Origin of the sequence: Allobosea caraganae (assembly GCF_003351345.1) — a bacterium.
GTDB classification, from domain to species: Bacteria; Pseudomonadota; Alphaproteobacteria; order Rhizobiales; family Beijerinckiaceae; genus Allobosea; species Allobosea caraganae.
Genome location: NZ_QQTO01000023.1, coordinates 137,278 through 157,154 on the forward strand (window position 1 = coordinate 137,278; position 19,877 = coordinate 157,154).

General features: G+C 69.3%; 22 protein-coding genes. 15 read left to right on the forward strand and 7 right to left on the reverse strand.

Translation table 11 applies throughout. The features are described from left to right. Nucleotides 1-59 precede the first annotated feature (59 nt). On the reverse strand, nt 60-812 hold the full coding sequence (locus tag DWF00_RS19465; RefSeq protein ID WP_114830282.1) for a 16S rRNA (uracil(1498)-N(3))-methyltransferase: 753 nt from the start codon (nt 810-812) through the stop codon (nt 60-62). 217 nt (nt 813-1,029) lie between these two features. On the opposite strand from DWF00_RS19465, the gene DWF00_RS19470 reads away from it, so the two are divergent. Both DWF00_RS19470 and ubiA read left to right on the forward strand, forming a co-directional pair. Further along, a complete protein-coding gene (locus DWF00_RS19470) occupies nt 1,030-1,512 on the forward strand; it encodes a hypothetical protein (RefSeq protein ID WP_147283728.1) in 483 nt (160 codons plus the stop codon). A gap of 7 nt (nt 1,513-1,519) precedes the next feature. Beyond that, nucleotides 1,520-2,473, forward strand: coding sequence for a 4-hydroxybenzoate octaprenyltransferase (gene ubiA / locus DWF00_RS19475; protein ID WP_114830284.1), 954 nt, complete (start codon nt 1,520-1,522; stop codon nt 2,471-2,473). Nucleotides 2,474-2,706: 233 nt separating this feature from the next. On the opposite strand, the gene DWF00_RS19480 is transcribed toward ubiA, so the two are convergent. Continuing rightward, nucleotides 2,707-3,132 (reverse strand): DUF6101 family protein, encoded by a 426-nt coding sequence (locus DWF00_RS19480; protein ID WP_114830285.1) that lies wholly within the window; start codon nt 3,130-3,132, stop codon nt 2,707-2,709. Between the two features lie 349 nt (nt 3,133-3,481). Between DWF00_RS19480 and DWF00_RS19485 the strand changes: the two genes are divergently transcribed. From DWF00_RS19485 to lpxK, 5 genes are all read left to right on the forward strand, one after another. Then, nucleotides 3,482-4,309, forward strand: a complete 828-nt coding sequence (locus DWF00_RS19485) for a 3'(2'),5'-bisphosphate nucleotidase CysQ (protein ID WP_114830286.1) — start codon at nt 3,482-3,484, stop codon at nt 4,307-4,309. 154 nt (nt 4,310-4,463) lie between these two features. Next, nucleotides 4,464-4,700 carry a DUF4170 domain-containing protein gene (locus DWF00_RS19490; RefSeq protein WP_114830287.1) on the forward strand — a complete coding sequence of 79 codons (237 nt, stop codon included), beginning with the start codon at nt 4,464-4,466 and terminating at the stop codon, nt 4,698-4,700. Nucleotides 4,701-4,789: 89 nt separating this feature from the next. Further along, nucleotides 4,790-5,539: a lysophospholipid acyltransferase family protein gene (locus DWF00_RS19495; RefSeq protein WP_114830288.1), complete on the forward strand. Its 750-nt coding sequence runs from the start codon at nt 4,790-4,792 to the stop codon at nt 5,537-5,539. Next, nucleotides 5,536-6,843 carry a 3-deoxy-D-manno-octulosonic acid transferase gene (locus tag DWF00_RS19500; RefSeq protein WP_114830289.1) on the forward strand — a complete coding sequence of 436 codons (1,308 nt, stop codon included), beginning with the start codon at nt 5,536-5,538 and terminating at the stop codon, nt 6,841-6,843. The genes DWF00_RS19495 and DWF00_RS19500 overlap by 4 nt, the downstream gene beginning before the upstream one ends. Beyond that, nucleotides 6,843-7,856, forward strand: coding sequence for a tetraacyldisaccharide 4'-kinase (gene lpxK, locus DWF00_RS19505; RefSeq protein ID WP_114830290.1), 1,014 nt, complete (start codon nt 6,843-6,845; stop codon nt 7,854-7,856). Before DWF00_RS19500 ends, lpxK begins: the two co-directional genes overlap by 1 nt. Before the next feature lie 127 nt (nt 7,857-7,983). Here lpxK and DWF00_RS19510 read toward each other — a convergent pair whose 3' ends face one another. Then, nucleotides 7,984-8,205: a DUF2093 domain-containing protein gene (locus DWF00_RS19510; RefSeq protein ID WP_114830291.1), complete on the reverse strand. Its 222-nt coding sequence runs from the start codon at nt 8,203-8,205 to the stop codon at nt 7,984-7,986. Nucleotides 8,206-8,363: 158 nt separating this feature from the next. Between DWF00_RS19510 and DWF00_RS19515 the strand changes: the two genes are divergently transcribed. Beyond that, complete coding sequence (locus DWF00_RS19515) at nt 8,364-9,215, forward strand: dienelactone hydrolase family protein (protein WP_114830292.1); 852 nt, start codon at nt 8,364-8,366, stop codon at nt 9,213-9,215. A gap of 7 nt (nt 9,216-9,222) precedes the next feature. Here the strand turns inward: DWF00_RS19515 and xseA are convergent, their stop codons facing one another. After that, on the reverse strand, nt 9,223-10,755 hold the full coding sequence (gene xseA / locus DWF00_RS19520) for an exodeoxyribonuclease VII large subunit (protein ID WP_114830293.1): 1,533 nt from the start codon (nt 10,753-10,755) through the stop codon (nt 9,223-9,225). Between the two features lie 230 nt (nt 10,756-10,985). On the opposite strand from xseA, the gene purD reads away from it, so the two are divergent. From purD to DWF00_RS19545, 5 genes are all read left to right on the forward strand, one after another. Continuing rightward, complete coding sequence (gene purD, locus DWF00_RS19525; RefSeq protein ID WP_114830294.1) at nt 10,986-12,263, forward strand: phosphoribosylamine--glycine ligase; 1,278 nt, start codon at nt 10,986-10,988, stop codon at nt 12,261-12,263. Between the two features lie 61 nt (nt 12,264-12,324). Beyond that, nucleotides 12,325-12,582 carry a type II toxin-antitoxin system VapB family antitoxin gene (locus DWF00_RS19530; protein ID WP_181832728.1) on the forward strand — a complete coding sequence of 86 codons (258 nt, stop codon included), beginning with the start codon at nt 12,325-12,327 and terminating at the stop codon, nt 12,580-12,582. Then, nucleotides 12,579-13,004 (forward strand): type II toxin-antitoxin system VapC family toxin, encoded by a 426-nt coding sequence (locus DWF00_RS19535; RefSeq protein ID WP_114830296.1) that lies wholly within the window; start codon nt 12,579-12,581, stop codon nt 13,002-13,004. Before DWF00_RS19530 ends, DWF00_RS19535 begins: the two co-directional genes overlap by 4 nt. Continuing rightward, entirely contained in the window at nt 13,001-13,915 is a 915-nt protein-coding gene (locus DWF00_RS19540; RefSeq protein WP_114830297.1) for an alpha/beta fold hydrolase, read from the forward strand. Before DWF00_RS19535 ends, DWF00_RS19540 begins: the two co-directional genes overlap by 4 nt. Before the next feature lie 39 nt (nt 13,916-13,954). Continuing rightward, nucleotides 13,955-14,794, forward strand: coding sequence for a patatin-like phospholipase family protein (locus DWF00_RS19545; RefSeq protein ID WP_114830298.1), 840 nt, complete (start codon nt 13,955-13,957; stop codon nt 14,792-14,794). Here the strand turns inward: DWF00_RS19545 and DWF00_RS19550 are convergent. Further along, nucleotides 14,754-15,503 carry an ArsR/SmtB family transcription factor gene (locus DWF00_RS19550; protein ID WP_114830299.1) on the reverse strand — a complete coding sequence of 250 codons (750 nt, stop codon included), beginning with the start codon at nt 15,501-15,503 and terminating at the stop codon, nt 14,754-14,756. The two genes, DWF00_RS19545 and DWF00_RS19550, sit on opposite strands and share 41 nt — an antisense overlap. A gap of 248 nt (nt 15,504-15,751) precedes the next feature. On the opposite strand from DWF00_RS19550, the gene DWF00_RS19555 reads away from it, so the two are divergent. Next, the gene (locus tag DWF00_RS19555) at nt 15,752-16,495 is read left to right on the forward strand and encodes a sulfite exporter TauE/SafE family protein (protein ID WP_114830300.1); all 744 of its coding nucleotides are present in this window, start codon (nt 15,752-15,754) and stop codon (nt 16,493-16,495) included. Between the two features lie 13 nt (nt 16,496-16,508). Here the strand turns inward: DWF00_RS19555 and DWF00_RS19560 are convergent, their stop codons facing one another. Beyond that, on the reverse strand, nt 16,509-16,799 hold the full coding sequence (locus DWF00_RS19560; protein ID WP_181832729.1) for a peptidoglycan L,D-endopeptidase MepK: 291 nt from the start codon (nt 16,797-16,799) through the stop codon (nt 16,509-16,511). Between the two features lie 401 nt (nt 16,800-17,200). Beyond that, nucleotides 17,201-17,665, reverse strand: a complete 465-nt coding sequence (locus DWF00_RS19565; RefSeq protein ID WP_114830302.1) for a nucleoside deaminase — start codon at nt 17,663-17,665, stop codon at nt 17,201-17,203. Nucleotides 17,666-17,735: 70 nt separating this feature from the next. Here DWF00_RS19565 and DWF00_RS19570 point away from each other — a divergent pair. Further along, nucleotides 17,736-19,877: pseudouridine synthase (locus DWF00_RS19570; RefSeq protein ID WP_114853063.1), on the forward strand; the 2,142-nt coding region annotated here is incomplete at its 3' end.

The window sequence follows — 19,877 nt, forward strand, 5'->3', positions numbered from 1 at the left end:
GTGGCGTCCCCCTGCTCAGCGCCTCAACGCGGCACGGGGCAGCGCGTTCCCGCTGCTGCTCAGCTTTTCGGCAGCGGCCAATCGCCCAGCGTCGCCTGAACCAGCGCCAGCGCCGCGACGGCGGCCGTGTCCGCCCGCAGGATGCGCGGGCCGAGCGAGATGCGCAGCGTGTTCGGCCGGGCCAGCACGCGCTTGCGCTCCGCCTCGTCGAAGCCGCCCTCGGGGCCGATCAGCAGCGCGAGCGGGCCGGGCTTGGCCGCGGCAAGCGCGGCGACGGGGCTGCTCTGCTCCATGTCCTCGTCGCAGAAGACCAGTAGCCGCTCCGGCTCCAGCGCCGAGAGCGCGACCTCCAGCGAAAGCTCGGGCCTGATCTCCGGCAGGGAGAGGATGCCGCATTGCTCGGCCGCCTCGACGGCATTGGCCTGGAGCCGGTCGAGGTTGAGCCGCGAGACCTGGGTGTGGCGGGTCAGGACCGGCTGGAGCACGCCGGCCCCCATCTCGACCGCCTTCTGCGCCATGTAGTCGAGCCTGGCGTGCTTCAGCGGCGCGAACAGGTAGTGCAGGTCGGGCCGCGGCGTCTGCTCCCGGGCCAGCCGCACCAGCTTCAGGCTCGCCTGCTTGCGGCCGCTGGGGACGAGCGCCGCGACCCATTCGCCGTCGCGGCCATTGAAGACCAGGACGGCATCGCCATCCTTCAGCCTGAGCACGTTGAGCAGATAATTGGCCTGCTCGCGTTCGAGCGGGACAGCGACGTCCTGGATCAGGGCTGCATCGAGATGGAGCCGATATCTCGGCAGATCAGGCGTTGGCATGAGCTTATCCGCGTCTTCCGGCCGTTCCGGTTTGCTGACATCACTGTGCAATGGCATGGCTTCGGCGTAAAAGTCGCCACATTCTTGGCGTAGCGGGCGCAGTTCCACGGCAAAGACTTGGACTATGGCCGCCGGGCGCTTGGCGTGACCGCGCCTGTGCTGATATGTGAAGACGCGGGCGCAGCGGAGCCCACGCGATGAAGGGGAGCAGGACAAGATGCGGCGATACGCGGCCACTGGCATGATCGCGACGCTCGGACTGGCAGCGGCGGCGTTCTTCGACGCCAGCCCGGCCAATGCCCAAGCCTCGGGCTGCGAGCAGATCCAGAAGCTTCTGCAGGAGCGGCAATCCATCGTCGCCAGCCTGAACGCCTCCCAGAAGGCGAAGCAGAAGCTGACGCCGCAGGCGGCTTGCGGCACGCTCGGGCGCCTCGTCAACAATGGCGCCGCCGCGCTGAAGTTCGCGACCGCCAACCAGGACTGGTGCCAGATTCCGGCTGCTTTCATCGACGGCATGAAGGTCGACAACGAAAAGGCCAACGGCATTCGCGCCAAGGCCTGCGGCGCGGTCAAGCAGCAGGCGGAGATGATCCGCCGGGCGCAGCAGCAGGCCCAGCGCCAGCAGCAGGGCTCCAATCCGTTCGGCGGCTCCGATTCCGTGACCGGCGGCGCGATGCGGGTGCCGCAGGGCGCGCTCTGACCTCGCCATGGCCTCCTCAGCGCCGGACCAGGTCGATGCGCCGCTTCCGGATGCGCTGAAGGGCCATTGGGTCGATACCCGCGCCCCGCGCGCGCTGCGGCCCTATCTCAAGCTCGCGCGAATCGAACGGCCGATCGGCTGGTGGCTCCTGCTGCTGCCGTGCTGGTGGGCGGCGGGGCTCGCGGCCATCGCCGCCAGCAAGCCATTTCCCGATCCGTGGCACTGCCTGCTCTTCCTGATCGGCGCCATCGTGATGCGCGCGGCGGGCTCGACCTTCAACGACATCATCGACCGCAAGCTCGACGCCCAGGTCGCGCGCACGCGCGGGCGGCCCCTGCCCTCGGGCCAGGTCACCACCAAGGCGGCCATCGTCTTCATGGTCGGGCTCTCGCTGGCAGGGCTGCTGGTGCTGCTCCAGTTCAACCGCTTCACGGTGCTGCTCGGCATCGGCTCGCTGGCGATCGTCGCGATCTACCCGTTCATGAAGCGCATCACCAACATGCCGCAATTCGTGCTCGGGCTCGCCTTCTCCTGGGGCGGGCTGGTCGGCTGGAGCGCGGCTTTCGGGCGGCTCGATGCGCCCGCCTACCTGATCTACGCGGCCGCGATCGTCTGGACGATCGGCTACGACACGATCTACGCGATGCAGGACATCGAGGACGACGTCGTCGCCGGCATCAAGTCGAGCGCGCGCTATTTCGGCGACTGGACGCGCGAGGCCGTGGCGCTGTGCTTCGCACTCGCGGTGACGCTCGCCGGGCTCGCGACCTGGAGCGCTGGGGGCGGAGTCGTGGCGTGGATCGGGCTTGGGGCTTTCGCCACCCATCTCGGCTGGCAAGTCGCGCAGATCAAGGGCGCGAGCTCGCAACTCGCCTTGCGGCTGTTCCGCTCCAACGACAAGGCCGCCCTGCTGCTGGCAGCCGGCTTCGCGCTGGATGCGCTGGTGCGCGCCGCTTTCTGACGGCCATCAGAAGCCACAGCCCTCATCCCGAGGAGCGATCGCAGATCGCGTCTCGAAGGATGATCCAGAGCGCGCTGGAGCATCCTTCGAGACGCCGCTGCGCGGCTCCTCAGGATGAGGGCTGAGATACTCTAGACCGCCGTACGTCCTATCGGACGTAGAGTGGCGATCTAGGCTTTTGTTATTGCATCGGATCTTTCCGAAAACCGGATTCCACTTTTCGGTCCGATGCTCTAGCGATCGGTCAGGCGCTCACCCCCGACCATGATCGGCCGGTCGCTGATGCGGCCGGTCTTGCGCCGCGCCAGGAAGCGCGGACGGCGCCCGCGCAGGAAGCCGTAGCGCCGGCGGATTCGAATGGGGCCGAGCGCCAGCCGGCCGATCTGCGGATAGGGCTCCGTGACGGTGCCGTCGGCGGCCTCGAGCAGGAGCGGCAGGCCGCTGGTGCGGCCGCAATCGCGCCAGAGCGCAACGGCGTCGTCCTGATCGACGCTGGCGATCGCGACCGAGCGGCCGTCTCCGGCGCTCAGCGTCAGCTCGAACCGCTCACCCTCGCCCGTCGGGTCGGCGAGGCGCAGCGCGATGCCGCGCCAGCCCGGGTTGCCGCGCAGGATGCGGACCGAGCCGATGCGCTCGATGCGCGGGGGCTCGGACTGCACAGGCTGCGCCTGGTTACGGGGAGCGGTGGTCGGTTCTGTCGGGCAGCCGGAGAACGGCGGCAAAAAGCCACCCTCTCCGGCAGCCGGCGTGACGCTGGCCATCGGTTTACGCCTCTCTTGTCCCTGCTGCACGGAGCCCTCTGTGTGGTCCGGGGTTCTCGTGTTTGCTGACGTGAAGATGCGTCTCAGGCCTCTCCGAGCGCTTAAGAGCTTCGGTTAAAGGAAGGTGTTCCGGCGCTTTTAGGGGGCTTCATGGCCTCATTCCTGCATGATGCTTGACGGAATCTTTCGCTGCATTGGCGCTTTTTCGCCTTGAAACCATAATCGTTCGGCTCGATACGGAGGCATCATGACCGCGCCACCGCTGCCCATCGCCCCGGATCTGCTGCCTGCGATCCGCGAAAGCTGCATCGAGGCCGGCGAGCTGGCACTCGCCCTGTTCCGTCCCGGCGCCAAGACGGCAGCCAAGATCTGGTCGAAGACCGGCGGCTCGCCGGTGACCGAGGCCGATATCGGCGTCGACACCTTCCTGCGCATCCGGCTCTCGGTGCTGCTGCCCGAGGCCGCCTGGCTCTCGGAGGAGACGGTGGACGATGCGCTGCGCCTCTCGCGCCGCTTCGTCTGGGTCGTCGATCCGATCGACGGCACGCGCGCCTTCATGTCGGGCTCGCCGGACTGGGCTGTGTGCGTCGCGCTGCTCGACGAGGGCAGGCCGATCGCCGGCGTCGTCCACGCGCCCGCGTGCGCGGCGACCTATACGGCGCTGAGCGGCGGCGGCGCCCTGCTCAACGGCGCGGAGATCAAGGCGACGACCCGCAGCACGATCGGCGGCGCCCATATCGCCGGGCCAAAGCCGATGCTCGACGCGCTGGCGCGGCTGGAAACATTCGAGCAGGCCGAGAAGATTCCCTCGCTCGCGCTCCGGCTGACCCGCATCGCCGACGGCACGATCGACGCCGGGCTGGTCTCGGCCGATGCGCGCGACTGGGACATCGCCGCAGCCGACCTCATACTGCACGAGGCCGGGGGCCGGCTCAGCACGGGGGACGGCCAGGACGTGGTCTATAATCGCGAGACGCCGGTCCACGGCATGCTGGTCGCCAGCGGCGCGGCGCTTTCCACGCCGCTGCTCTCGGCCCTGCAGCACATGCGCGACAGCCAGCCGCAGCGCATCTGAGCGGATGGCGCGAGCCAGCCAACTCAAAATGCCGTAACGGCACTCGCGCCACGCGCGCGAATGCCTTATCTGGTGCCGCCCAGTACCCTTTCACCCATGCAACCTGCACCCAAGCAATCTGCACCGAAGCAACCTGCCCTCTCTGGAGAGATCGATGGACGCCGAACAGAAACAGCTTCTCCACCTCGTCTTCGGCGGCGAGCTGAGCTCGCTCGACGGCCTCACCTTCAAGGATCTCGCCAAGCTCGACATGGTCGGCGTGTTCCCGAACTATGCCAGCGCCCATGCCGCCTGGAAGGCCAAGGCGCAGGCCACCGTCGACCAGGCGCAGACGCGCTACTTCATCGTGCATCTGCACCGCCTGCTCGACCCCGAGACGGCCAAGTCCTGAACCGCAGACATTGCCGCCGAAGATGATGCCATCCGCGAACCGGGTCCCATCTTTCGGCATTGTGTTCTAGCGGTCCGGAACAGGAGTTCATGGGCTTTTCCATCCTCAAGACGCGCGTGGCGCAGGAAGCGCTCGGCCGCCTGCTGGCCGGCTACCTCCGCTTCGTGCAGCGCACCAACCGGATCGTGGTCGAGCCGGCCGACATCTATGACAGGGTGCGCCCCGGGCTGCCGCTGATCATCGCGATGTGGCACGGCCAGCACATCATGATCCCGTTCTCACGGCCGGACTGGATGCCGGCCTGCTCGCTGGTCTCGCGCCACGGCGATGGCGGCTTCAACGCGGTGGCCCTGCGCGAGCTCGGCATCGGCGCGATCCGCGGCTCCGGCGCACTCGGCCGGAAGGTGAGGGAGAAGGGCGGCGCCAGCGCCTTCCTCGCCATGATGAAGCGGCTCGCCACCGGCGACACGATGGTGCTGACCGCCGACATCCCCAAGCGCGCCCGCATCGCCGGCGTCGGCATCATCCAGCTCGCCCGCGCCTCCGGCCGGCCGATCCATCCGGTCGCGGTCGTGACCAGCCGGCGCATCGACTTCAACTCCTGGGACCGCGCCTCGATCGGCCTGCCCTTCGGCCGCGGCGCGATCGTGGTCGGCGATCCCATCCTCGTCGCGCGCGATGCCGACGAGGCGACCGTCGAGGCCGCCAGGCTCGCGCTCGAAGCCGGGCTCGATGCGGTCCATGCCCGCGCCTATGAGCTGGTCGGCGGGCGCGATCCCGGGGCCGGGCTCAGGCAGCAGCACCTGCCCAAGCCCGCAGAGGCGGATGCGGCCGCATGATCGGCAAGGGCCCCGTCCTGCAGAGCTACCGCGTGCTCAGCGCGCTGCTGGAGCCGGCCGCGGCCGGTCTGCTGGTCTGGCGCCGGCGGCGCGGCAAGGAGGACCCGACGCGCCTCGCCGAGCGGCGCGGCTATCCCGGCGTGATCCGGCCTGAGCAGACGCTTGTCTGGCTGCACGGCGCCAGCGTCGGCGAGACCGTGACGCTGCTGCCGCTGATCGAGCGCCTGCAGCGGCGCGGACTTGCGGTTCTGGTCACCTCAGGCACCGTGACCTCGGCCAAGCTGATGGCGGCGCGGCTGCCGGCCGGCGTGATCCATCAATACCTGCCGCTCGACGTGCCCCGCTACATGCGCCGCTTCCTCGACTATTGGCGGCCGGCGCTCGGGCTGATCTGCGAATCCGAGATCTGGCCCAACCTCGTGATCGAGGCGCGCAAGCGCGAGATCCCGCTGGTCATGGTCAATGCGCGCATGTCGGAGCGCTCGTTCAAGCGCTGGTACAAGCTGCCGAAGACCTCGCGCTACCTGCTCTCCAGCTTCGAATCCTGCCTGGCGCAGTCGCAGGGCGATGGCGAGCGGCTGGCGCAGCTCGGCGCGCCGCGCGTCAGCATCGCCGGCAACCTGAAATTCGACGTCGCCGCCCCGCCGGCCGATGCCGACATGCTCGCCATCCTCGATGGCCTGACCACGGGGCGGCCGATCTGGGTCGCGGCCAGCACGCATCCGGGCGAGGAGGAGCAGGTGCTCTCCGCCCATCTCGGCCTCAAGCCGCATCTGCCGAACCTCTTGACCATCATCGCGCCGCGCCATCCGCAGCGCGGCGCCGAGATCGAGGAGCTGGCGCAGGCCAACGGCGTCACCGTCGCGCGCCGCGCCACCGGCGCGCTGCCGGAGCGGGATGTCGAGTTCTACATCGCCGATACGATGAACGAGCTCGGCCTGCTCTACCGCCTGTCGCAAGTGGCCTTCCTCGGCGGCTCGCTGGTGCCGATGATCGGCGGCCATAACCCGATCGAGCCGGCCAAGCTCGGCTCCGCACTGGTGCACGGGCCCTACGTCCATAACAACGCCGAGATCTTCGCCGCCTTCGACAAGGGCGGCGGTGCGCGCGAGGTGCCGGACGCGCAGGCGCTGGCGGAGGCAGTGCACCGCTGGCTCAGCGACCCCGCCGCGGCCCGGCAGGCGGCGCGCTCGGCCGGGCAGACCGCCCACCAACTCGGCGGCGCGCTGAACCGCACCTTGCAGGCGATCGAGCCGCTGCTGATGCGGGTCGCGCTCGGCCAGCAGCGCGAGACGGAAAGCTGATGCGCGCGCCCGGCTTCTGGTGGCAGCGCCGCCCGAGCCTGCTCGCCCGGCTGCTTCAGCCACTCGGGATGCTCTACGGCGCCGTTGCGCTCGGCCGGATGCGCGGCGAAGGCGCTGACGCCGGCATCCCGGTGATCTGCGTCGGCAACTTCATCGCCGGCGGGGCCGGCAAGACGCCGACGGCGATGGCGCTGGCCAGGCTCGCCCTGGCGCGCGGCGAGACGCCCTTCGTGTTGATGCGCGGCTATGGCGGGCGGCTTGCCGGGCCGGTCGAGGTCGATCCGCGCCATCATGATGCCGCCGGCGTCGGCGACGAGGCCATGCTGATGGCGGCCACCGTGCGCACGATCGTCGCGCGCGATCGGCCGGCCGGCGCGGCCTTCGCCAAGGGACTCGGTGCCAGCCTGATCATCATGGATGACGGCCTGCAGAACCCCTCGCTCGCCAAGCGGCTCCGGCTCGCAGTGGTCGATGGCGCCGCCGGCATCGGAAACGGGCTCTGCCTGCCGGCCGGGCCGCTGCGCGCGCCGCTCGACGGCCAGCTCGGCCAGACCGACGCCGTGATCGTGATTGGTAAGGGCGAAGCGGGCGACGCCGTCGCCAAGATGGCCCAGGCCGCCGGCAAGCCGGTCCTGCTGGCGCGCCTGAAGCCCGCAGCCGCGATAGCTGCCCAGCTAAAGGGCCGGGCCGTGCTGGCGCTATCGGGGATAGGCAGGCCGGAGAAATTCGCCGCCACCTTGCGCGAGGCCGGCGCGACGATCGCCGCCGAGCGCGCCTATGGCGACCACCATGCCTATGCGGCCGACGATGTCGCGGAAATCCTCGCCGAGGCGATCAAGCGCAACTGCCTGGTCGCCACTACCGAGAAGGACATGGTGAAGCTCGAGCCGCTCTGGCCGGCGGCCGAGCGGCGGCGGCTGATCGTGGTGCCTGTTACACTTGATTTCGAGGCGCCGGAGCGGATCGCAGCCCTGCTCGATAGCGCTAGGCGTGGCCGCTCTGAGGCCGTTTGAGAATTCGCTGGCGTGAGCCGATTGGCGTGGTCGTCGAAAACCGGAGCGGAGCGTACGCTTGTACGTGAGCACCGGAAGCGCAGACGGCCACGTCAAGCGGCCACGCCAGTAGAATTATCAACCGGGCTCAGGCGCGGCCGGCGCGGCGGAGCCTGAGCTGCACGGCCTCGGGCGAGGCATAGGCCTCCTGCCACTCCACCGACCAGTAGCGCAGGTCTTCGAGCCGGATCATCGCGCCGGTGACGGCGCAGCGGACGAAGGCGCCGGGCCGCACGACGCGAAACTCGCCATGGCCATAGTCGACGGCGGCTTCAGGACCCGGCAGGGGCGGACGTTCGCTGATGTTCATTCTGGCAACAGAAGACCGCTATTCGTGCTTTTTATCAATCCGTTTCTCACCAAGCGTCAGCGCGTGATAGTGTCGGAAAACCGGTACCCACTTTTGGGCATCATGCTCTGGCGGAAGGGATTATCCGGGTCGTCCCTGCTGTGATAGCGTTCTTGCTAATGATGTCCAGTCTCCTTCGCCTCCTGGCGGCCTTTGCCAGCCTCGCGCTGCTCCTGTCATCGGCCGCCTCGGCCGGCGGCTACGAGCGCGTGCGCATCCCGATCGACGAGGGCCAGCTCGATGGCGTGCTCTATCGTCCGGCCGGGCCGGGACCGTTTCCGGCAATCGTCGCGCTGCATGGCTGCGGCGGGCTCTGGCGCGACAACGGCACGTTGTCGGTGCGCCATTCCGACTGGGGCGCGCGGCTGGCCGAGGCCGGCTATGTCGTCCTGATGCCGGACAGCTACGGCTCGCGCAAACTCGGCTCGCAATGCGGCGTCAAGGAACTGACGGTGCGGGCCGGGCGCGAGCGCGTCGCCGATGCGATGGCGGCCAAGCGCTGGCTGCAAATGCGCGCCGACGTGCGCAAGGATGCCGTCTCGCTGCTCGGCTGGTCGGGCGGCGGCTCGACCATCCTGACCGCGATCCGCACCGACCGGCGCCCGGCCGACATGCTGCCCGATTTCACGCGCGCCATCGCCTTCTATCCGGGCTGCCGGACGCAATCGGAATCGGACAGCTTTCGGGCCCGGCTGCCGGTGCTGATCCTGATGGGCGATGCCGACGACTGGACGCCGCCCGCCCCGTGCGACTTCCTGGCCCGTTCGGCGCGCCTGCGCGGGGAGAGCGTCGAACTCGTACTCTATCCCGGCGCCCTGCATGATTTCGACCATCCGCGCCTCGACGTGAAGGAGCGCACCGACATCGCCTATTCCGCGAGCGGAACCGGCAAGGTCATGGTCGGGACCAACCCGGCCGCACGCGACGACGCGATCCAGCGGGTCAAGAGCTTCCTGCTCAAGACGCGGTAGTCGAGTTTCAGAACAGGTCGCCCTGCCCCGCTGGCCGCGCATCGCGACGCGCTGGCCGCGCGAGCGCCGGACGACCCCCGGTTTCGGAGCCCCCCGCGACCGTGACAGCGAAGGCGCCGTCGCTGACCTTGACCGTGAGCCCCGCGCCCGGCAGCGCCTGCCCGGCGCTGCGGATCAGGGCCCCGGCCTCGTCGCGCACCAACGCATAGCCGCGCGCCAGCACCGCCTCCGGCCCGAGCGAGCGGGCGAGCGTCCAGGATGCGTTCAGACGATCGCGGCGGCGGGTCACCCCCAGAGCAAAGGCGCGCAGCGCGCGTTCCGAAAGATCGCCGACGCGCTCCTTCGCGCGCGACAGGCGCAGCCGCTCGGCCCTGAGCAGGGCGTCGCGCCCGGCGCGCAGGCGGTTTGAGAGCCCGTCGAGGCGCGCCGTATAGCCGGCAAGACGGGCCGAGGGCGAGTGCCGGTTGAGTTTTTGGGTGAGGACCGCAAGCTGCTGCTCGTGCACGCGCGCGTTTCGCAGCAAGGCGGGCGCCAGCTTTGCCGCCGCGAGGTCGAGCCGCTGGCGCGGCCCCGAGAGCACCGCCTCCGGCCCCGGCAGGGCCCGGGCGAGCGCGCGCAGGTCGCTGCGGCGGCGGTCGGAGAGGCGGCGCATCGCACCGCCCTGCCGGCGCGACAGGTCGGCCACCTGCATCATCAGGTCGGCCCGCACCGGCACGACCTTCTCGGCCGCGCCCGTCGGCGTCGGCGCGCGCAGGTCGGCGGCGTGGTCGATCAGGGTGACGTCGGTCTCGTGGCCGACGGCGGAGACGAGCGGGATCAGCGAGGCGGCGGCAGCGCGCACCACGACCTCCTCGTTGAAGCTCATCAGGTCTTCGAGCGAGCCGCCGCCACGCGCGACGATGATGACGTCGGGACGCGGGATGCGCCCGCCTTCGGCCAAAGCGTTGAAGCCGGCGATGGCGTTGGCGACCTCGGCCGCGCTGGTCTCGCCCTGGACGCGCACCGGCCAGACCAGGACATGGCGCGGGAAGCGGTCCTCGAGCCGGTGCAGGATGTCGCGGATGACCGCCCCGGTCGACGAGGTGATGACGCCGATGACGCGCGGCAGATAGGGGATGAGCTGCTTCCTGCCCTCGTCGAACAGGCCTTCGGCTGCGAGCTTCTTCCGCCGCTCGTCGAGCAACGCCATCAGCGCGCCGACGCCGGCGGGCTCGAGCGAATCGATGACGATCTGGTAGCTCGACTTGCCGGCGAAGGTGGTGATCTTGCCGGTGGCGATGACCTCCAGGCCCTCCTGCGGCCGGGTCTTCAGCCGGCCGAAGACGCCCTTCCAGATCACCGCGTCGATCTTGGCGTTCTGGTCCTTCAGCGAGAAATAGACGTGGCCGGAGGCGACGGGGCCGCGATAGCCCGAGATCTCGCCGCGCACGCGCACGAAGCCGAACGCGTCCTCCAGCGTACGCTTGAGGGCGCCGGAGAGGTCGGAGACCGACCATTCTGGGGCGTTCGAGGGCTGGGCGTCAGGCGATTCGATATCCATCGCGTGAGCTTACCCTCCACAGCAGCAGAGCTGAAGCGTTGCCCCGCCGCGCGGCTAAGTCTATTGCGCCTGTGAGTCCTTGAGCCCTCATCCTGAGGAGCCGCGAAGCGGCGACTCGAAGGATGCTCCAGAGCGCGCTGGAGCATCCTTCGAGACGCGAGCTAAAGCTCGCTCCTCAGGATGAGGGCTCTACTAGGCAGCCGGACTCGGAGCGGAGCGGAGACGGCGCGATGAAGATTCTTCTGATCGGTTCGGGCGGACGCGAGCACGCGCTCGCCTGGGCGATATCGGGCTCGCCGCTCTGCGACCAGTTGTGGATCGCGCCCGGCAATCCCGGCACCGCGCAATGCGGCGAGAATGTCGTGCTCGACATCGCCGACCATGCGGCGATGATCTCATTCTGCAAGCTGCGGGGCATCGACCTCGTCGTGGTCGGCCCGGAAGGGCCGCTGGTCGAGGGTATCGCCGACGATCTCACTGCGGCCGGCTTCAAGACCTTCGGCCCGTCGAAGGCCGCCGCCCAGCTCGAAGGCTCGAAGGGCTTCACCAAGGAGCTCTGCGCCGAATTCAACATCCCGACCGCGGGCTTCGGCCGCTTCAGCGATGCCGCCGCCGCCAAGGCCTATGTTGCCAGCCAGGGCGCGCCGATCGTGATCAAGGCCGACGGGCTCGCCGCAGGCAAGGGCGTCGTGATGGCGGAGACGCTCGACGAGGCCAACGACGCCATCGACATGATGTTCTCGGGCGGGCTCGGCACGGCCGGCGCGGAAATCGTGATCGAGGAATGGATGATCGGCGAGGAGGCGAGTTTCTTCGCGCTCTGCGACGGCAAGCACGCGCTGCCGCTGGCCTCGGCCCAGGACCATAAGCGCGTCGGCGATGGCGATACCGGTCCGAACACGGGCGGCATGGGCGCCTATTCGCCGGCCCCGGTGATGACCAAGGCTCTGGAAGACCGCGTCATGGCCGAAATTATCGCGCCGACGCTGGCAGGGATGGCGAAACGTGGCATGCCCTTCCAGGGAATCCTCTATGCCGGGCTGATGATCACGGCTGAGGGGCCAAAGCTGATCGAATACAATGTCCGCTTCGGCGATCCCGAATGCGAGGTGCTGATGCCGCGGCTGAAGAGCGACATCGTGCCGGCCTTCCTCGCCGCCTGCGATGGCGTGCTCGACGCCTTCGACCTGCGCTGGTCGGACGAGGCGGCGCTCACTGTGGTGCTCGCGGCGCGGGGCTATCCCGGCACGCCGGAGAAGGGCAGCACGATCCGCGGGATCGACAAGGCCGAGGCGCTGGACGACGTGCTGGTCTTCCATGCCGGCACGAAGCAGGGCGCAGCCGACCTCGTCGCCAACGGCGGCCGGGTGCTGAACGTGGTCGGCCTCGGCAAAAGCGTCAGCGAGGCGCAGAAGCGGGCCTATGAGGGCGTCGACCGGATCGACTGGCCGGAAGGTTTTTGCCGCCGCGACATCGGCTGGCAGGCGGTGAAGCGGGAGCAAGGCTGACAGGACGGCAGGTGAGGTGTATATATCCAATCTATTCGGATATATACACTTGGAGGCCATCGTGACGGTGCTGATCAAGGATGCCGACACCGATCGGGTTATTCGTGAATTGGCCGCGCGGACCGGTGAGACGATCACGCATGCCGTGAAGATCGCAGCCGAGGAGCGACTGGCACGGCTGCCGGCTCCGCCCAAGGGCCGGATCGACATGGAGAAGGTCGAGGAGATCTTGGCCAGAATCCATTCCTATCCGAGGATCAACGAGCATCTGACCGATGACGAGATCATCGGCTACGATGAGAACGGCGTGCCGTCGTGAAGGACTCGCCGGTTGTCGTCGACAGCTCGGCGATCATCGCCATCCTTCGAAATGAACCGGAAAAGGCCGATCTCATCGCGGTTCTAAGCCAAAACAGCTCCAACTTCTGCTCGATGGTTACATTCGTCGAGAGCTTCATGGTCTCGACTAACCGAAACCAGGATACGCCGGTCGACCTGCATCTCGGGTTGCTTGCCGAACTCGGCATCAAGACCATCGGGCTTGATCAGGATCAGGCCCTGCTTGCCGCTCAGGCCTTCCTCCGCTTCGGCAAGGGCCGCCACCCCGCGAAGCTCAACCTCGGCGATTGCTTCTCCTACGCCCTCGCCAAGTCCCTGAACGCCCCTCTCCTCTTCAAGGGCGACGATTTCAGCCAAACTGATATCGTGCCGGCGATCGCAGCAGGAGCGGCAGGGCCATGAGCAATCTCGACTCCCTCTTCCCCGGCTTCACGGCGCATTGGGTCGATGGCCCCGTCGGCAAGATCTTCGCCCGCTCCGGTGGCGAGGGGCCGCCGCTGGTGCTGATCCACGGCTTTCCGCAGACCCATGCGCAATGGCACAGGATCGCGCCGGAACTCGCCAAGACGCATCGCGTCGTCTGCCTCGACCTGCGCGGCTATGGCTGGTCTTCCGCGCCGCATGGCGATGGCGGCAAGGCGCTCTATTCCAAGCGCGGCATGGGTGAGGATGTCGTGGCGGTGATGGAGGCGCTCGGCCATGCCCGCTTCGCGGTGGTCGGGCATGATCGCGGCGCCCGCGTCGCCTATCGGCTGGCGCTCGACCATCCCGGCCGCGTCGAGCGGCTCGCCCTGCTCGACATCGTGCCGACGCTCTCGATGTGGGAGGGCATGAATGCGGCGCGCGCCATGCAGGTCTACCACTGGACCTTCCTGGCCCAACCCGAGCCGGTGCCGGAGAACCTGGTCAAGGCCGATCCGGTCGGCTGGCTCGACCATACCATCGCGAGCTGGACGCGGGCGAAGAAGCTCGACGCCTTCCATCCGCTGGCGCTCAAGGCCTATGAGGAATCCTTCAGCGACCCGGCGCGCATCCACGCCGCCTGCGAGGATTACCGCGCCGGGGCGACGACCGACCTGACCCATGACGAGATCGACCGCGTCGCCGGCAAGACGATCCTATGCCCGGTGCTGGCGCTCTGGGGCGATGGCGGCATCCCGGCCAAGGGCGAGAGTCCGCTTGAGGTTTGGCGCGAGACTTTTGCGCCGCAGGCCGAGGGACACTCCGTCACCAGCGGACATTTCCTGGCCGAGGAGAACCCGGAGGCGACGCTCGCCGCGCTCAGGCCCTTCCTGACGCGGGCGGCGGCCTGAGGGGCGCACCGCGCCGTGCCTGCTTCCGGCAACCTCCCGATGCACTCTTCCGGCCCGGAGCTCGCTCTCGTGCTCGGCGCCGGTGGCGCGCGCGGCCTCAGCCATATCCTGGTGCTGGAGGCGCTCGACGAGCTCGGCATCCGGCCGGCGCAGATCACCGGCTGCTCGATCGGCGCGATCATCGGCGCGGCCTATGCCGCCGGCCTTTCCGGCCGTGAATTGCGCGAGCATATCGAGGCGATCTTCCGCGATCGGCCCCGCGCCGTCGCAAGGCTGCTCGATGCCCGCATCGGCAAGCTCGCCGATCTCGTGCGCGGGCTCGGCAATCCCGTCCTGATCGATGGCGAGCGCCTGCTCGACCTGTTCTGGCCCGATTCTGTGCCTGATCGCTTCGAGGAGCTGGCGATCCCGTTCACGGCTGTGGCGACCGACTACCATCAGCATGGCGAGGTCAGGCTATCGAGCGGCCCGTTGACGCCGGCCGTCGCGGCCTCGCTGGCGATCCCCGGGCTCGTCAGGCCGGTGACGGTCGAGGGCCGGGTGCTGATCGATGGCGGCGCGATCAACCCCCTGCCCTATGACCGGCTCCTAGTACCGGGCCGGATCGTTATGGCCGTGGATGCGAGCGCGCCGGCCAATGAGAGTGAGACCCGCGTGCCGAGCCCGCTGGAGGCGATGGTCGGCGGCTCGCAGATCCTGATGCGCTCGGTGGTCCAGCGCATGATCGAGCGCCAGCCACCCGACATCCTGATCCGCACCGGGGCGGAGGGTTTTGGCGGGCTCGACTTCTTCAAGGCGAAGGCGATCCTCGCCGCCGCCGAGCCTGTGAAGGACGAGGTCAAGCGAAGCTTGGCGCGGGCGCTCGAACGGCGGGAGTAGCGGGTTCCGGCTCGTCGCAGCGGAAGCCCGGCAGACGGCTCTCCAGCGCCTCGCGGCCCTGATCGGTCAGGGTCACGGCGCGGCTGTCCTTCTTGCGCAGCACCCAGCCCACCTCGAAGCAGCGGCAGGCCAAGGCCGCCGCAAGGCTGCCAGCGAGATGCGGCCGGCGCTCGCTCCAGTCGAGGCAGGGTCGCAAGGCGGCGCGCCGGCTTTTCGAGGAGGCCTGCGCTGGATCGATGCCGAGCGCCATGAAGACCTCGACACCCGGGCGCGTCAGCCCGTAGCCGCCATCGGCGACGCTGAGATGGCCGCCCGCGACCAGCGCATCGTGGATGCCGATGCCGAGCCGGCCGGCGAAATGGTCGTAGCAGGTCCGCGCCTGGCTCAGCTCCTCGCCGACGCGCGAAGGCAGCTTGCGGCTCGTCGGCTGCGAACCGACCAGCACCATCAGCCCTTCGAGCGCAGTCGCGACCTCGGCACCAGCGAGGCGATAATAGCGGTGGCGGCCCTGCACGGCGACAGCGAGCAGCCCGCCCTGCAGCAGCCGGGCGAGATGGCCGCTCGCTGTCTGCGGCGCGACACCGGCGAGATAGGCGAGTTCCTTGGCCGTCAGCGCCCGCCCGTCCATCAGGGCGTGCAGCATGTTGGCGCGGGCAGGGTCGCCCATCAGATGGGCGATCTCGGCGAGATAGGGGCCTGGGCTGGTCATGGGCGCGGTCTCCCGTTCCAGAGCATTGGACCGAAAAGTGGAATCCGATTTTCGGAAAAATCCGATGCAATAATAAAAGCCTAGATCGCCACTTTGCGTCCGGAAGGACGCTCGGCGATCTAGCCGGCATGATGGCGCAGCCGGCGGCGCGGGCAAGCGGCAACGCTACGGCCGGGACCGTAGCGTCCCCTGGCGACAGCGGGCGGCAGGATTGCCACAAGCAGCGCACGCAATCGACGAGGCAGGCCATGGACCAGACGACGCTCATCCTCTTCATCGCCGCCACCTTCCTGCTCGCCGGCTTCGTCAAGGGCGTCATCGGGCTGGGCCTGCCGACCATCGCGGTCGGCATTCTCGGCGTGGTGATGGCGCCGGCGCAGGCGGCGGCGCTGCTGGTCGTGCCCAACCTCGTCACCAATGGCTGGCAGATCGCGACCGGGCCCGGCCTGCGCGCCATCGCCGTCCGGCTCTGGCCGCTGCTCGCCGGCATCTGCATCGGCACCTGGGCCGGCGCCGGCCTGCTGCAGCAGGCCAAGGGCGGCTCGGCCACGTTCTGGCTCGGCGTCGCGCTGGTGCTCTATGCGGCGGTCGGCCTCAAGGCGGCGAAGCTGCGCGTGCCTGCGAATGCCGAGCGCTGGCTCGGGCCGGTCATCGGCATCACCACCGGCATCGCCACGGCCGCGACCGGCGTCTTCGTGCTGCCGGCCGTGCCCTATCTGCAGGCGCTCGGGCTCGACAAGGACGAGTTGGTGCAGGCGCTCGGCCTCTCCTTCATCATCTCGACGCTGGCGCTGTCCTTTGGCCTGATCGGCGCGGGCGCGCTCGACCTCGGCGTGGCGCAGAACTCGCTGCTGGCGCTGATCCCGGCGCTGGCCGGAATGGGCGTCGGCCAGGTGATCCGCAACCGGATCTCACCCGCGACCTTCAAGCTGTGCTTCTTCGCCGGGTTGCTGGCGCTCGGCTGCTATCTGGTGGCGCGGACGGTCGCGTGAGCGCGGTGCTTGGTCAGCGACGGCTGCGCCCGGCATAGGCCAGCCTGGTCCGCGCCCGCTTATGCCCGAACCAGGAGATCTCGCGGTCGCCGACATCGACATGCACGACGCCGTTGGGATAGGAGCCGACGCCGCCCGTGCTTTCGAGCGCCTTGGCGACCGCGACCGCCTTGCGGGCGGAGGTGGCCATCGGCCGGAAATCGACGGCGTTGCCGCTATAATGCTGGGAGCGCCGGGCGTGGCGGCCGCCACAGGTCGAGGTGATCTGGATGGGGCCGATCTTGGCGACGAGTTCCCTGATCATCGCGACGGCTTCGGGCTTGAGGCAGCCCGGACCCCTCACCTGCGGCTGGAAGGAGACCTGTTCGAGAGGGACGTTCGCGAACGAGAACGCGGGACAGCAGACTGCGAGGAGCGCAGCCAACGCGAATTGACGCATGATGAACCTGAACCAGATCGGAGGAATGGAAGGCTCAAGCCACCATTCCTTGGTCTGGCCGAGCAATTCATCGGCTATCTATGAGACGCAGAAGGCGAAAACATGGCAGGCCATGTCGACCCTATACGATAGAAAACCGAAGCCATCCTTTCGGATCGGAAATATAGTTCTAAAACTAGCCTATCATCCATCATATACTTCAACCACTACGCATGCATCGTCGCAATTTACGCAGCGTGATCTCGGCACATCCGTAATCACAAGTCCTATCGCCGCTCGCGGAAGAATTGGCGCAAAAGCCCCGCCGCCTCGCTCTCGCCCAGGCCGCCATAGACCTCCGGCGCGTGGTGGCAGGTCGGGCTGGCATAGAGCCTGACGCCGTTCTCGACCGCGCCGCCCTTGGGATCGGGGGCGCCGAAATAGAGCCGGCGGATGCGGGAAAAGGAGATCGCCGCCGCGCACATGGGGCAGGGTTCGAGCGTGACATAGAGATCGCAGCCGATCAGGCGCTCGCTGCCGATCTCCTCGCAGGCGAGGCGAAGCGCCAGCATCTCGGCATGGGCGGTCGGATCCTTCAGCTCCAGCGTGCGGTTGCCGGCGCTGGCGAGCACCTTGCCGTCGCGCATCACCACCGCCCCGACCGGCACCTCGCCGCGCGCGGCTGCCTCCCGCGCCTCGTCGAGCGCGCGCGTCATTCCGTCCGGGGCGCGATCGGGCTTGGATTGCGGCATGCCGCCTCTGCTTTGGCGCTCGCGACGTGGGAACCGCTCTGCTACAAGCGCCGGCTATGCAGGAGCGATGATGAGCGACGACAACAACCAGAAAAGCCGTGGTCCGCGCAAGGGCGGCGGCGCCGGCGGCAAGGGCGGCGGCTTCCGCGGCGGCGACGGCAAGGGCCGTGGCCCGGCCGGCGGCCGTCCGGCTGGCGGCGAACGCAAGCCATTCCGCGGCCGTTCGGAGGATGATCGTCCGCGCCGCAGCTCCGCAGAAGGGACTGAGCGCCCCGCCCGCCGCTTCGACAAGCCGGCAGGCCAGCGCGACGGCGCACCGCGTCCGCCACGCGATGGCGCGCCACGCCCGCCGCGCGAAGGCGGCGAGCGGCCGTTCCGCGCCAGGGCCGAGGGCGAGCGCGCGCCGTTCCGGTCCCGTTCGGGCGAGGATCGTCCGCGTCGCGATTCAGCCGAGGGCGGCGAGCGCCCTGCCCGCCGTTTCGACAAGCCCGCCGGCCAGCGTGATGGCGCACCGCGCCCTCCCCGCGAGGGTGGCGAGCGGCCGTTCCGTGCCCGCCCCGAGGGCGAACGCAGTTCGAGCCGGCCCCCGCGTGAGGGCGGCGAGAGGCCGTTCCGCGCTCGCCCCGACGGCGAGCGCAGCTCCAGCCGGCCTCCCCGCGAGGGCGGCGCGCCCCGCGGCAAAAGCTTCGGCGACCGCGATGGCGGCAAGCGCTTCGAGCGGCCGAAATTCGACAGGCCGACTGGTCCGCGCACCGGCGAGGATCGGCCTCGCCGCCCGCGCCGCGACGAGGCCGAGGTCGCGGCGGCCCCGAGGGTGCTTCCCTCCGAGCGGGAGCCGGAGCGCATCGCCAAGGTGATGGCGCGCGCCGGCGTCGCCTCGCGCCGCGACAGCGAGGCGATGATCGAGGAAGGCCGCGTCAGCGTGAACGGCAGCGTCATCGCGAGCCCGGCGCTCGATGTCGGGCCTGATGACATCATCCTGGTCGATGGCGAGCCCTTGCCGGCGCGCGAGCGCACGCGGATGTGGCTCTATCACAAGCCGCGCGGGCTGGTGACGACCAACCATGATCCCGAAGGCCGCTCGACCGTGTTCGAGGCGCTGCCCGAGGACCTGCCGCGCGTGCTCTCGATCGGCCGGCTCGACATCAACACCGAAGGCCTGCTGCTGCTGACCAATGATGGCGGGCTGGCGCGGATGCTGGAGCTGCCGGAGACCGGCTGGCTCCGGCGCTACCGCGTGCGCGCCTTCGGCAGCATCACGCAGGACAAGCTCGATACGCTCTCCGACGGCGTCACCATCGAGGGCGTCGCCTACGGCCCGGTGATCGCCCGCTTCGAACGCGAGCAGGGCTCGAACACCTGGCTGACGGTCGACCTGCGCGAGGGCAAGAACCGCGAGGTCAAGACGGTGCTCGAGCATCTCGGGCTCGCGGTGAACCGGCTGATCCGGGTCTCGTTCGGGCCGTTCCAGCTAGGCGACCTGGAAGAGGGCGAGGTCGACGAGATCCGTTCGCGCGTGCTGCGCGACCAGCTCGGCGAAGAGCTGATGGCCAAGGCCGGCACCGATTTCGAATCGCCGCGCCGCGACGAGATGCCGGCGGCGCCGGCTCTTCGCCAACAAGGCCTGCGCGCGCCAGCGGGCGATGACAGGCCACGGCGGCGCGAAGGCAGTTCAGCCGGTCGCTTCGGCCGCGATGGCGATGTCGTGCGCACGCCCTCGCAGGACGACCGCAGCGAAAAGCCGTGGAAGCGCACCGTCTGGCGCGATGCCGAGGCCGAGCCGCAACGCGAGCGGCGCGCTCCGCCGCGCCGCGGCGCCGATCCCAAGGAAGAACGCCAGGCCCGCGAGGCCACCGGCGAGGTCCGGCGCAAGCGCGATACGCCGATCGCCGATCCCAAGGGGCGGCGCGTGCTGGTCGAGCGCGTCAGCGCGACTGCACGCGAGGAGGCTCCGGCCCGCAAGCCGCGCGTGGAGCGTCCGGGACCGGTGCAGCGCGTGCCGCGTTCGGAGCGCGGAGAGCAGCGTGCGACTGTCGAGCGCAGCGTCAGCGAGAGGCCGGCACGGCGTCCGCGCGAGGAGATCGCCGGGCGCGACCGTGGCGGCGAGCGCCCCTGGCAGGAGCGCGCGCCGCGCGGCGACCGACCGGAGCGCGCGCCGCGCGAAGCTGGTGAACGGCCTCCGCGCCGCTTCTCCGAGCGCCCGGGCGAAGTG

What these genes read in the sequence shown, in the direction of transcription:
- DWF00_RS19465 (WP_114830282.1), bottom strand. Translation starts at nt 812, where the DNA reads ATGCCAACGCCTGATCTGCCGAGATATCGGCTCCATCTCGATGCAGCC.
- DWF00_RS19470 (WP_147283728.1), top strand. Translation starts at nt 1,030, where the DNA reads ATGCGGCGATACGCGGCCACTGGCATGATCGCGACGCTCGGACTGGCA.
- ubiA (WP_114830284.1), top strand. Translation starts at nt 1,520, where the DNA reads ATGGCCTCCTCAGCGCCGGACCAGGTCGATGCGCCGCTTCCGGATGCG.
- DWF00_RS19485 (WP_114830286.1), top strand. Translation starts at nt 3,482, where the DNA reads ATGACCGCGCCACCGCTGCCCATCGCCCCGGATCTGCTGCCTGCGATC.
- DWF00_RS19490 (WP_114830287.1), top strand. Translation starts at nt 4,464, where the DNA reads ATGGACGCCGAACAGAAACAGCTTCTCCACCTCGTCTTCGGCGGCGAG.
- DWF00_RS19495 (WP_114830288.1), top strand. Translation starts at nt 4,790, where the DNA reads ATGGGCTTTTCCATCCTCAAGACGCGCGTGGCGCAGGAAGCGCTCGGC.
- DWF00_RS19500 (WP_114830289.1), top strand. Translation starts at nt 5,536, where the DNA reads ATGATCGGCAAGGGCCCCGTCCTGCAGAGCTACCGCGTGCTCAGCGCG.
- lpxK (WP_114830290.1), top strand. Translation starts at nt 6,843, where the DNA reads ATGCGCGCGCCCGGCTTCTGGTGGCAGCGCCGCCCGAGCCTGCTCGCC.
- DWF00_RS19510 (WP_114830291.1), bottom strand. Translation starts at nt 8,205, where the DNA reads ATGAACATCAGCGAACGTCCGCCCCTGCCGGGTCCTGAAGCCGCCGTC.
- DWF00_RS19515 (WP_114830292.1), top strand. Translation starts at nt 8,364, where the DNA reads ATGATGTCCAGTCTCCTTCGCCTCCTGGCGGCCTTTGCCAGCCTCGCG.
- xseA (WP_114830293.1), bottom strand. Translation starts at nt 10,755, where the DNA reads ATGGATATCGAATCGCCTGACGCCCAGCCCTCGAACGCCCCAGAATGG.
- purD (WP_114830294.1), top strand. Translation starts at nt 10,986, where the DNA reads ATGAAGATTCTTCTGATCGGTTCGGGCGGACGCGAGCACGCGCTCGCC.
- DWF00_RS19540 (WP_114830297.1), top strand. Translation starts at nt 13,001, where the DNA reads ATGAGCAATCTCGACTCCCTCTTCCCCGGCTTCACGGCGCATTGGGTC.
- DWF00_RS19545 (WP_114830298.1), top strand. Translation starts at nt 13,955, where the DNA reads ATGCACTCTTCCGGCCCGGAGCTCGCTCTCGTGCTCGGCGCCGGTGGC.
- DWF00_RS19550 (WP_114830299.1), bottom strand. Translation starts at nt 15,503, where the DNA reads ATGACCAGCCCAGGCCCCTATCTCGCCGAGATCGCCCATCTGATGGGC.
- DWF00_RS19555 (WP_114830300.1), top strand. Translation starts at nt 15,752, where the DNA reads ATGGACCAGACGACGCTCATCCTCTTCATCGCCGCCACCTTCCTGCTC.
- DWF00_RS19560 (WP_181832729.1), bottom strand. Translation starts at nt 16,799, where the DNA reads ATGATCAGGGAACTCGTCGCCAAGATCGGCCCCATCCAGATCACCTCG.
- DWF00_RS19565 (WP_114830302.1), bottom strand. Translation starts at nt 17,665, where the DNA reads ATGCCGCAATCCAAGCCCGATCGCGCCCCGGACGGAATGACGCGCGCG.